The 12565-nt window shown below is 55.8% G+C and carries 5 protein-coding genes and 1 pseudogene; 2 read left to right on the top strand and 4 right to left on the bottom strand.

Features of this window, described 5'->3' with window-relative positions; all coding sequences use genetic code 11:
- Positions 1-22: 22 nt before the first annotated feature.
- The 4 genes from Q9451_RS03000 to Q9451_RS02985 form a co-directional block, all read right to left on the bottom strand.
- Positions 23-1714 carry a site-specific DNA-methyltransferase gene (locus Q9451_RS03000; protein ID WP_181126763.1) on the bottom strand — a complete coding sequence of 564 codons (1692 nt, stop codon included), beginning with the start codon at positions 1712-1714 and terminating at the stop codon, positions 23-25.
- Positions 1715-1726: 12 nt separating this feature from the next.
- Complete coding sequence (locus Q9451_RS02995; RefSeq protein ID WP_181126764.1) at positions 1727-3724, bottom strand: ATP-binding protein; 1998 nt, start codon at positions 3722-3724, stop codon at positions 1727-1729.
- 78 nt (positions 3725-3802) lie between these two features.
- Positions 3803-6886 (bottom strand): TrlF family AAA-like ATPase, encoded by a 3084-nt coding sequence (locus tag Q9451_RS02990; protein WP_181126765.1) that lies wholly within the window; start codon positions 6884-6886, stop codon positions 3803-3805.
- On the bottom strand, positions 6886-9768 hold the full coding sequence (locus tag Q9451_RS02985) for an SNF2-related protein (RefSeq protein ID WP_181126766.1): 2883 nt from the start codon (positions 9766-9768) through the stop codon (positions 6886-6888). The genes Q9451_RS02990 and Q9451_RS02985 overlap by 1 nt, the downstream gene beginning before the upstream one ends.
- A gap of 252 nt (positions 9769-10020) precedes the next feature.
- Here Q9451_RS02985 and Q9451_RS02980 point away from each other — a divergent pair.
- Together Q9451_RS02980 and Q9451_RS02975 are read left to right on the top strand one after the other, a co-directional pair.
- A pseudogene (locus Q9451_RS02980) lies at positions 10021-10182 on the top strand (WYL domain-containing protein); the annotation flags it as partial.
- A 666-nt stretch (positions 10183-10848) separates the two neighbouring features.
- Entirely contained in the window at positions 10849-12555 is a 1707-nt protein-coding gene (locus tag Q9451_RS02975; protein WP_181126767.1) for a dynamin family protein, read from the top strand.
- Positions 12556-12565: the final 10 nt, after the last annotated feature.

The following is a 12565-nucleotide window of genomic DNA, read 5'->3' as shown; positions in this document are numbered from 1 at the left end:
GGCTTTGCGCGGCTTTCAGGCATCACGCCTCGTCTTCACCAAATAGCGCGGCTTGTGCCGGCTCAGCGACCTTGCTCTTTTTGCCTTCTTTCACTGGCTCGGGCGCTACAACGGGTTGCTCAGCCAGCGGCAGGTTGGCTACGTTCAGGCTGTAGTCGTCGTGGCCCCACTCACAGCGCGTCAGCACCATCTTGGGGATCTTTTTCAGCGTCAGGTTCGGCCAGCGTGCTTCGGCCTGAGCAGCGTTCACGCCGTGGAAGGCGGCACAGCAAACCAGCAGGCTCTGCTCGGCCCCCACGTCATCGGCCAGTGCCTGTAACTGTTCGGTGGACAGGTTCTGGGTGGTGACGTAGATGAAATCGCGCTCGCTGGAATGACCGTGCAGCCACCAGTGGGCTTCCGAGGGCCCATAGGTGAAGCCTTCCAGCTTAGCCAGTGCCTCGGCCAGCATGGCGGCGTTGTACTCCGGATTGATCACCGAATTGCCCCAGCGGTCATTGACGATCAGTGTGGGGGCCAGCTTGTAGTAGCGGAAGCCACCGCCGCCCTGCCAGTTGACCACCTTGCTGATACCTCCTTGGTCGGTTCCGTCGATAACCTTCTGCATACGCGGGGTAATGCAAGTATCACAGTGCTCACCCAACTCGACCATGATCCAGCGGCGCCCCATCTTGTGCGCAACTGCGCCAGTGGTACCAGAGCCAGCGAAAGAGTCGAGTACAACATCTCCTGGGTTGGTCGCAATCGTTATAATTTGTGCAAGCAAACGCTCCGGCTTGGGAGTATCAAAAGGGATCTCTCCCGGGAAAAGGGCTTGAATCTCTCGCTTAGCCTCTTGAGAGTGCCCTACATCAGTGTGTGGCCACCAAGTCCTGGGCACCAATCCCTCTTGGACTTCACTCAAAAACAACTTCACGGCCGGATTATTGTCGCCACTCTCACCAAAAACGATCCTACCCTCATCAACCATTCGCCAAAATTGGTCCTCTAGCATGCGCCAATGGCTTCCCTTCGGAGGGCGCACCTCTCTCCCTGACGGAGTTTTAATTGTGTACATAAGCCCATCATGACGTTCACCACCTGCGAATATTGGCCCCAGACGCCAAGCCCCCCGTGGATCACCATCAAGATTCTTATATTTACCGGCACTTTCCTCTCCCCGAGGAAGAAGGTTTCGGACCTTCTTCCAATCCTGACCCATCGGGGAATACAAGAGAACATAGTTATGCGCAGGAGAAATTGCCGCAGCATTACTCCGACCATAAAAATTCTCCCAGACCATTGATGTAATAAATGCCTGACGTCCAAAAATCTCGTCACACAAGACCTTTAAGTAATGCCCTTCATTATCATCAATAGCGATCCATAAAGACCCATCCTCCGACAACAATCGTTGAATGATCTCCAGTCGATCCCGCATCAAGCCTAGCCAAATCGAATGCTCCAGCCCGTCGTCGTAATGGGTGAAGGCACTGCCGGTGTTGTACGGCGGATCGATGAACACACACTTCACCTTGCCGGAAAACTCCTGCTCCAGCGCCTTCAGAGCCAGGAGATTGTCACCGAATATCAACCGGTTATCAAAGATATCGTTTTCCGTCATGCGATGACTGGAGTGATACGACTTCGCCGGATCTTCCAGCAGAATGCGCGGTTCCAGCTTGGGACGCTTGTCCTTGCCGATCCAGGTGAGTTCGAGTTTTTGCTTGCTCATTGTGGTGACACCTTAGTTCTTGTGCAGACCAAGCCTCTCGAAGAGCACGCGATTTCTCCGCGCTGCGTCCTTTATAAGCTTGTCATAGGAAATTATTTCAACGTATCCGTTGCCGCCCGTGAGCGTCTTAAAATAGCCTTCGCCGTCAATCGACTCGTGATAGTTCATGCGCATCTCTCGCTTGAGAGAAGGCGTTAAATCTGCAATCAAATAGCCAAAAAACCGAATACCGCGTGCGTTGATGGGTCTTCCATCCACGTCGTCTAGTTTGCTCTCTTGAATCTCGACAAACCTCTTGATGATCTGCTGGGCGGGATCCGTCTGATAGTCGTCACGACCGGGGCGTTTGAACTCAATTACAACAATCGCCCCCGTGGAGTCCTCTTCTTCCCGTACACCGATGGGGGTGTCGTAGAAGAAGGCGCAGATGTCGGGCTCCTTGCCGGACGTGTCTTCAAGGCCCTCGATCGATTTCAGTTTCTTATCTGAGGTGAGCAGCGTGTGATAACAAAGCCGTTCGTCAATCACCCAAAGGTTTTGCTGCTCAAAGAAAATATCCTTCGAAGTTGCACCCATGGGGAAAAGCATCTTGTGCAAAACCCGTTCAAGGGGGTATTTGTTGTCCGAGCGTCGCTTCTTGAGGCTCAGTGACACCAGGTCAAGAATCGTCCGACGATGAGTGATGTACTTCGCAAGCTCAGCCTTGCCTAGCTCGTTAGCCTGTTCGGCGAGCGTTTGGAAGCGTTCGGCGTACTGTTCAAACGACTCACTCTCAAAGTAGGTGGCCGCATGACGCAGATCCTTGCGAACACTGTCTTCAACGTCCCGTTTGACATGCAGGAGCGCTTCATCCAGCTTCTCGTCTGACAAGCCAGGTTGAATCCTCTGCTCAATGATTTCTCGGTAGCGTGGATGAGTCAGCGCCCTGTACTCGGGCGCCTGTTCGACGAATTTTTCGATCTGGACGCGCTTTTCTTCATTGGTTGACTTCAGGTCGCCAGTGAGCAAGGGTCGCAATGCGCCGGTGATGCCCTGGTTCAAGGCGCGACGAGAGACAAGCGTCTGCTCCAGCTCGGGCTCTTCATCGCTCTGGAACGCGATCCGCGTGCGCTCCTGGTTGGCGTGGTCGTCCAGATACTCCCCGGTCACCAGCACAATGAGGGTGTACGGCGACTGCTCGTCATCCAGAAACTTCTCTGGCAGCTCCGGCAGCAGATCACGCAGCTTGGTGGTGGTGACTTCGCGCCCGTTGGCGCACAGGTTCAGCTCATGACGCGAACGGCCATCACGGTGTCGATAGGCCTGCAAGGCGAACGTGTGGCCGGACACATCGAAGAACTGCTCTTCAATGTGGGCCAGCACCGTGGACTGAAACAGTGCGTGCAGGTCAATCGGCGCGTGACCAGGTAATTCCAGCGTCATCGGCGGGCAGGAGCGGGCCGCAAAACGGATCAAGAAATGCGTGATCACGCGCTCGGCAATCATCTCGGGCTGTGTGGGCCACCCAGCGCGATACTTCTCGTTCATGCCCCGCAGAGAAGTCGTCGTGCCTGGGGTCAGTTCGACCTCGGTCGTGACATCCGCGCCCTTAAGCTCATCTTCGATGCTAAAGTCGAACTCACGCAGCAAGGCTTGCCGCTCGCGCTTGAAGACGCTGCGAATGCGGACGGATGAGAACACTTTCAGAAAGGTAAAACGGCCAACACCTCGCCCACCAAGCTTCACCTTTGACAGCGTGTGGGCCTCTTTAAAAGAGGCCAGATTTTTGTCATTGAAGCCGACGCCGTCGTCAATGACATCGAAGCCGTCTACGATCAGCGTCCCGTCTCCGGCCTGGTGGGCGAGATCATGGGAAGCAACCAGACGAATACGAATCGAGTGGTTGCTAAAGCCGTCTTGATGCTCTTCGATAGCATCGACGGCGTTAGAAATGGCCTCATAGAGAGGCATCATGGCCTTGGCCTGGGAAAGCTCCAGCCGGTCTACCAGACCTTTAATGTTAGCTTGCACTACTGATTTTCTCCCTGGCGTGACGCCTCACTATCAGCACTCAGCATGAAAATATGCGCAGGCCCATATAAGAGCATGTTAGTGGTATTTCCCAGAGCGATTATTGAATGCAGGCTTGGTGCCTTCCAGTACGGTCACAACCGCACTATTCAGTAGTGGGTTTTCCAATGAGCCAGACACATAGTTGATGCTGCAGCTTGAGGCTCGGTCAAAGGATGCATGAATAATCTGCTCTGCATCACAGACCACCGCCAGGTTCGGGTTATGGGTAACCATGATGATCTGTCGTTTCTTTTTGGCCTCGGTTAGCACCGGAACCAAGAGACGGAACACGGTTTCGTTGTCAAGATTTTCTTCGGGCTGGTCCAAGATGATGGGCGTCTTGCCGTTGTCCACCAGCAAATAGAAGATCAGCAAAAGCGCGCCGCGCTGGCCAGGAGACAGCTGCTCAATCTGCGTATCTTGGAAGAGCAGTGAATACCTTGGCTCGAGAAAATCGAGCCCGAAAATCAAGTCGTAGACCGAAATGGCCGATTGGTCCTTCTTCAGTAGGCTGGCAATACCGACCCCAGCACCAGGTCCCTTGGCCGCCTCTTCAAGGGTTTCATGTAAGGCCTTCGCAAAGGCCAGGGCGCCCTCCTTGGTGTTCAAGTCGTGACTATCAAAGAGCTTCGTGACTGTTAACAGCGCCTCGTCTTGGCCACGCAGCACACCTGACGTCTGCTTGATCAAGGCGAAGAGGCGCTCCGCGATGGCCTCTGCCGAAGCGGCCAGCGTCGCCTGAAACTGAAGCCGGTAATCCTCGCGGATCAAGTCATTCGCCTTGATCAAGTCTTGCACTGGCTTGAAGAGTTCTTCTCGCGCCTTCCGCTGCGCATCCAAGGAGTCGAATATCTCGGCCGTCAGCTGAAGTCGTGCAGCTTGCAGTTCCTCACGCTTGGCAGGCAGCTTCTTGATCTGGGCCAGTCTGGTTTCCAAGCCCACCTTAGTGTCTGGATCCGTCGGCGTGCCGGCCAGGGCATCCAGCATCTTAGTCCACTCAGCGAGCTGGTGCTGGTATGTTTCGAACTGCTGCTGACGGGCGTTGAGCTTGGTAGCGTGGGCCTTCTTCTCTTCCCCGAGGGTCTCGAGGGCGCCGGCCAAAGTGCCCGCCTCGGCCTGAAGAGTCGACTGCTGTTCTGTGAGGACAGAGGACCGTTCATCGAGCAAGTTAGTCTTGATATCCAACTTCGCGACGTCGCTCCAGTTCAAGCCCGCGAGCTCGAGGTCTTGGGCAACTTGCTGCTGGGTTTGATCGAAGGAGCGCTGAAGTAGTCGCAATTGCTCTTTCGCGTTGGCGAGAGCCTTCTGTTTCTTGGCGATCGACGTGAGTTCCGCCTGAATATCCTGCGTGCGCTTGGTGGAGGCGTCGATCTTCTGAGCCGTGGCCGCAAGCGCATCAGCTGCTTGCTTCTGCTCCGGCTCCATCGTTTCAGGCGGTGCTGCAACCTCCGCGGGTTTGATCTTCTGGTGTTCCTCGATCTCCCGCATCTTGACCAGCAGCTGGTCCGTCAACTTCTTCTCCTCAATCGGCTGCAGCTGATCTTCAATCCGCGCGATGGTGGCATTGACGATCCTCAGCTCCTTGCGGTATTCACCAAGTCGATTTCTCAGCGCTTGCTCCTGCTGCTCAGTCAGCTGATCGAAATCGAGGGCGCCAAGACGCATCTCCTCACTGGTGTGAGAGAAGATGACGGCCCGCAGCTCCTGCTCAAAGGCGTCCGATTTGCCAGAGACGTGATCGTTGCAAAGCTCCTCAAAGTAGTTCTGAGGGATGTATCGAACCAGCTCTTGTTTGTCTTCTGTCGGAGGCTCGTCAAGTGGACGAGCCTCGATACTCTCATCTCGCCAGGTCAGAGTGCCCGTAAATTGACGTGCGGGATCTCCACTCTTGCCCAGAAAGCGATCACGCTTGAGAAAACTGAAGTGCTTTGCTTGCCGCGAATGTCCAAGGGTCGCGATGACATCGGCCAAAGCGCTCTTGCCGCTGCCCTTGTTGCCGATGATGGCGACAAGGTCCGGATTGATCGGCAGATCGCAACCGTGCAGCCAGTTGCCGATACCAGCCTTAGTGCCTGTCTTGGCGACTTCGATTGACTCAATGAAGTGAGTTTTGCTCGTCTCCACGGCATGGAGCTTAGGGGGCTTCTCCCCAATAAACGACCGCTTGGCCGGCTCCAGGATTGCCTGCTTGAGTCCGTGGAAAGACAGGTCTGCCTTGATCCAGGTCTTTTTACCTGATGGGAAGTCGCCGTACCCGCGGCGGTCGTTGTCACCTGCCACGCCGACGAAACAGTGCGCATCGCTGCCGGAGACGACGAGCCTCGGGATGTTCTTGAGGCCATGCTTGAAGTTGCCGATCCAAGCTTTGTTCTTCGGCGTTTCCTCGCAGAGGAACGCAGCTCTGAGGTCGGCATTCCGTGACTCAAAGATGGGAGACGACTCAAGGAGACCGAGGAAGTAGGCGTAGTGGTCCTCCCACTTCACCTCCGTCAGGCCATCACTCGTATCGAACGGCATGAAGCCAATGGCCTGTCCGTCAGGAACCTTCTTGATGGCGGCCTTGTAGCTATCGGCCTTCACTTCCGCCAGCTTGTACCCTGCCATCAGGGCTTCTTGAGCATCGCTATCAACAGCAACCTTCTTGTGGCCCTTCTTCATGAGCATGTCGTCGGCGGTGCCGCGCGCTAGGTCGATCAGAGACTCCTTGGACACGGACCTGTCCGTACGCTCAAGCTTCAGGTCAGACAAGAACTCGCGCAGATGGTGGTCGGGAATAGTCTCCGCGAAAATGACATGTGCGTTGAGGCGCTTAGTTGTCGGGGCGGAAAGTCGCAGCTCGATTCCCGGAAAGACCGTCTTCTTCAGCACAGGCGCGCCAGCTTCGGCCAGCCGGTTCTTGAGCGCGAACCATCCGTCAAACGTCCAGTAGTCCATGATTGCGAATGCGGCAGGTTCGGCAGCATTCATCGCATTGATCATTTCATCGATCAGCGCCCGATTTTCCGGTGATGACAGATCGCCCTCGAACTTCTTGCCCGTCCAGTGGAAGGAGGCCGGCGTGTGTACGTGCAGATCCCACTGGCGCCAAGCCGAACCACGAGCCATTTCCCTATTTGACATCAAAGTAACTCCCATTCCACAGTAAACAGCGTCTGCTCCACCACATGGTGCTGAAGTTGAGCCTCCAACTGATCTATCAGCGCGTTGCGTTCTTCTTCGATCTCATCTTGGCGGGCATACAGCTCACGGCGCAATTTACTGCGCCTGCCTTCCAGCTCACGTTGCTGCTTCTGGTAGCCGAGCTTCTCTTCCAGCGTCGCCGCGGTTGCCGCTGTACGACGCAATTCCTTAATCTCACTATCTATTGACTTAATTTCCTGCTCCAAGCCCAGCTTGAGATCGTCGGCCCAGGCATCGAGCTTGGCGACTTCCTGCTCAAAGTAACCCATATTGCGCTGGTTGATCTCGCCCAACAGCTGATGCTTGCGCTGCTCCAGGTCGTTGGCCAACTGTGCCGCTCCGGCTGCTGCATCACCATGTTCCAGACGTGCCGGCAGGCGCAGCAGCTTGCCCGGATCATCCTCGGGCAAGGCATGACCGTCAGCCGTGACGGCTGAAACCACCAGATGCTGCTCCAGGCTCCCCAGCGCCTCGACGGAAAACAGTTTCAAAGTCAGCCAGCCGTGCTGGCCACGCAGGGGCTCCAGGGTGCTGATCCGAGTACCATAGGCGGCGTAGTCGAGTACCAGTCTGGCCGCTGGTTGCTGATCGAGCTGACGGTTCTTGGCCTGATCGATCACCCAGACTGCCAGTGGGTGGCCGAGACGGTACAAATGCGACTCACCGCCACGGCGCGGCAGTTCATAACGCCCTAAGGAAATGCTGGAACCACTGCCGGCCGGCAGCCTGTGAAGCTCGAAGCTGTCACCTTCAAAGTGGGCGTAGTCGTCAAGTTCGGCGCGGGTCAGGTCGAGCAGCAGGCGTTCGAAACGGTTGCGAGTGGAATTGCTGTCTTCGGCACGGATGCGTAGCTTGTCCTGCACCTCTTCGTCGAAGTTTTCCAGCAGCACCTGACGGGTCTTGAGCATGGCTTCGCTGATTTCCCCGGAAAGTTGCAACTGTAACTGCTCGAAGCTGCGGCGGATTTCCTCTGGGTCTCGGCAGTTCTGATAAATGTCAGCAATGCGGCGCTCGAAGTCGACACCGGAACCGATGGAGCCAAGCACCTCGTCGCTTGCGCCGAAAACGCCCTCGAACAACTGAAACTTCTCGGCCAGCAGTTCGTAGACTCGTGCATCCGCCTCGTTGCTGCGGTCGACAAAGTTCACCACCACCACGTCATGCTTCTGGCCGTAGCGGTGGCTGCGTCCGATACGCTGCTCAATGCGCTGTGGGTTCCAGGGCAGGTCGTAGTTGATCACCAGCGAGCAAAACTGCAGGTTGATGCCTTCAGCCCCCGCCTCGGTGGCAATCATGATGGTGCCGCGCTCCTTGAAGTACTCGACAAGTGCGGCACGAGTATCGGCAGTCTTGGAGCCGGTGATTCGATCACTGCCAGCATGGCGCTGCAGCCAGTCCTTATAAATGCGCTGGGCCGTGACATCGGTATTGGTTCCATTAAACAGAACGATGCCATCGCCATAAGCTGTATCGGCCAGCAGCGACAGAAGGTAGTCCTGGGTGCGCCGCGACTCGGTGAAGATGATAGCCTTGCGAGCGGCTCCAAGCCGGTCGAGTTCCGCAAAGGCACGCTCTAGTGCGACCAGCAGCGCCTTGCCCTTGGCGTTCTCACGGATGCTGGTGGCCAGGTTCTTGAAATGCTGCAGCTCAGCGATTTCAGCCGCGATGGCGTCCCGCTCACTAGCCGAAAGGGCCACTGCCTCATGGTTATCCAGCTCTTTTTCGCTCTCGTCGGCCAACTCATCGAGGCCTTCGTAGTCTTCGTCCAGCGTTTGCGTAAGGTCGATGACTTCAGCCGCCTTATCGAGATTACCCTGCAGGCGTCTGGCCATGGTATCCAGCGCACCGGCGATCGCGTGAGTCGAAGACGCCAACAGTTTCCAGAGCACCAGAGAAATCAGTTGCCGCTGACCTTCGGGTAGGGCGTTGAGGTTCGGCCGGCGCAGGTAGTCGGCCACCAAACCAGACAGCTCGCGCTCTTCCTGACTGGGGGCGAACTCCTGAACAATCGCCCGTCTTGCTGTGTAGGGAACGTACTGCTGCACTTGACGACGTAGAGTGCGCTTGCAGATGCTGCCCAGGCGCTGACGCAAACCGCCAAAGGCCTGCGCCCTGTCGGTATTGACGAACTGGGCGCGGAAGCTGTCGACATCACCGAAAACCCGATCATCGATCATACTCACCAGCCCGTACAGTTCGAGCAACGAGTTCTGCAGTGGAGTTGCGGTCAGTAGCACCTTGGAATGCACATGGGCTAATGCGTCCTTCAGTGTCTTGCCAATGACGTTGTTGCTCTTGTAGACGTTGCGCAGACGGTGCGCTTCATCCAGCACAACCAGATCCCAGGCAATGGCCTTGACGTCCTTCGCCTTGGCTTTGGCGAACTGATAAGAGCAGAGCACCGGGCCGTTGGCGAACACGAAAGGGTTTCCGACGCCTTGCTTGCGAAGCGCGTTGTAGCTCTTGGCTTCCAGAATCAGACCTTGCAGATTGAACTTGTCCTGCAACTCTTGGTGCCACTGCTTGCGCAGATTAGCGGGAGCAATGATCAAGATGCGCCGTCTCCGTTCGGCCCAGCGCTGCGAGATCACCAGTCCGGCCTCGATGGTTTTGCCCAGGCCCACCTCGTCAGCTAGGATCACCCCGCGTGACAGGGGATTGCGACAGGCAAAAAGCGCTGCATCGACCTGATGTGGATTGAGATCCACCTGAGAGTCGACTAACGTCGAGGCAAGCGACTCAACCGAATCGCCAGCCGCTCGTCGGGTGAGAAGCCATGCGTAGTACTGACATTGGTGCTCAGTAAGGCGGACTGAAGCCATCTTATCCCTTCAAACACAACTCAAATAACGTGAATCATCGCACGAACTGTAAGCACACGGGCAAACCATCTTGCACAGCTGCGCCAGATTGCCCCTATCAACAGCAAGGCCCCTATAAAAACCGCATCCCACGCAACCATGCCCCCTCCATAAGCTCAACACCCCGAAGACAGCAAGACGATATGTAGCAAAAAAAGACACGTCTATAATGTAGGCTTATACAGGTAAAGAAATCGAGCATATGGAGAGGGCATGAAACGCAAGCAATCCATCGAACAGGTTCGCTGGGACCTAGCCCTTCGCTATCGCCTGATTGAAACCGTAGCCTGGTGGGGAGGCCGGCTGACCACGGGACACCTGATCCAGAGCTTTGGCATCAGTCGGCAGCAGGCATCGAAAGACATCAATACCTACCGGTTCGCTGGATAACCAAGCGAGGCGCATCACCAAAAAATGCGATACGCCATCACTAAAAATAAAGCCTTCGCCAAATGCTTATTGGCGAGAAAATAGCTTGGCCGGCTTTCGTTCTATCCCTACCGCTTGCAGTCACACGTGCAGCGCCTGAATACTGGTTAAGCATACAGGTAAATATTTCAATCATGCACCTCCGCGCAAGGCCCTGAAATGAGCACTGCATCTGAAGAAAACCCCGGGATATGGGCGTTTTGTTGACAGTTTACCATGCCAAATCAAAGTGCCATCATACAGACAGAACAGATAGCGCCGATCTATTGGTCACCCAACGCAATCTCATCCGGGAAGCGATATGCCATCAGTTATTGGGCATGCGCGATCAACACCCTACAGACAAGGACGTGTGCATGCCTTTGCCCTCCCCTTCCATTGCACTCAATGCTTCTGTAACAAGACCACGAGCCAAGCAGTGACGCACTGACCTCGTGAACGGCCCTGAACGCGACCCGAATGCGGCAACTGCGGTTGTAACCTTCTCGGGCCGGCCCCCTTCTCGCACGACGAGAAAAGACCAGCGATTACTTGAATATCCCAGCGCATAAGCCTCTGTGTACCCTATGCCATGCCTTCGCGCAGACCATCAACACTTAAAGGAATATCACCATGCTCGAAAGCCAGAAAGAGTTCGCCACTTACTTGAAGAAAATGCAGGTGCTGCTCAATGACCAAGCGTTTTCATTCGATCAGTCATTGCTTCCAAAAGTGATGGAGACCGAGCTTGTGGTGCCCGTAATCGGGGCCTTCAGCGCCGGTAAAAGCTCGCTGTTGAACGCGCTGATGGGCCAGGACATTTTGCCAGTTGGAATTGCGCCGGAAACTGAACTGGCGACCGAACTGCGTTATTCATCTGAGCCCTATCTGCTGGCAATCAAACCCGACGGTGTGCAGGAACGTTTGCCTGTTGAAGCGCTGAGTACCATCAATCGTCGTTCCAGCGAGTTTTCACACTTGCGCCTGTACCTCGACAGCGAGGCGTTGAAAGCCATTGCGCCCCTGGTGCTGGTCGACATGCCGGGCTTCGGCTCATCGCTGGAAAACCACAATAAGGCCATTGCTTACTACCTGCCGCGCGGTGTGCACTTCGTGGTGCTGACCAGCATCGAGGACGGCAACATTACGCAGTCGATGCTGCGCAAACTCGACGAGCTAAAAACCTACAACACCGATTTCACCTTCCTGCTGAGCAAATGCAACCTGCGCGCCGCCGACCAGGTTGAAGACGTGCAGGCCTACATTGACGACCAGCTCGGGGTGTATTTCGGCGAGCACTACCGCAGCATCACTATCGGTAACCGTGGTGGTGAGGAACTGACAAATGCACTGACCGCATTGCAGCCTGACGTGCTGTTCTCGCGCCTGTTCATCGACATCCTCAAGGACCAGAACTTCGAAGTACTGGCGCAGATCAACCTGGCGCTGAGCATGCTGAAAAAGGACAAGGCCGAGAGCGAGCAAACCGCACGCGCACTCGAGCAGGCCTTGGCAAAGCTGCTGGAGCAACGCAAAGACGTCGAGTCGGACCTGAAAGATCGCTACTCGGGAAAAATGCTCGACCGTAGCCTGCGCGGCCTGGATAACGCGCTTAATGACTCCCTCGACGAGCTGGTCACCTTGGGCAGCAGCAAGAACCCGAGTGCCCTGTCGAATGCACTCTCCGACATCATCCGCAGCAGCCTGTCCAGCACGATCAAATCTGAAGTGCAGGACATCTCCACCAACATGGTCGACCGGATTGCCAGCAACCTCAGTGCCACCAGCAGCCAGATGTCCGTACTGGACATCAGCGGCAACTGGAGCGAGGAGCTTTCCCGCAAAGTCAAGTTTTCGCTGGAGCGCACCACGGAAATGCTCAGCGACTGGTCGACACGCCTGAGCAATCGTGCCGAGGAAGACAAGAACAGCGGCGTCATGCTCTACCGCAGCCTATCTACCGTGCTCGCTGTCACCACCACCGTGGTCAATCCGCTGGTAGAGCTGGTGATCATCTTCTTGCCCGAAATTCTCAAGATGTTTAACGGTGGCGGTAACGAGCGCGAGAAGTTTCGCCAGAAACTGACCGGCGAAGTGTTCCCCAACATCAAGGCGGAACTGCGCGGAAAAATTCCTGCAGTCATCGACGAGCAGCTCAACGCCATGCTGAAGAAGATCAGCGACGGTTTCGAAGAGCAGATCACCAAGCAAAAGCATGTGATCGACTCAATTGCACAGGAAAGCCTGCAGCTTGAAGCACAGATCAGCGAGAAGACTGCTGTGCTGGAAAACCTTGCCACCGCAGTAAAAGCCGCTGCAAACGAACACCTCTACAAGTAAGGCGAACGAC

The organism is Pseudomonas sp. NY8896 (assembly GCF_039634505.1).
This window is presented reverse-complemented; position numbering and strand designations above follow the sequence as displayed.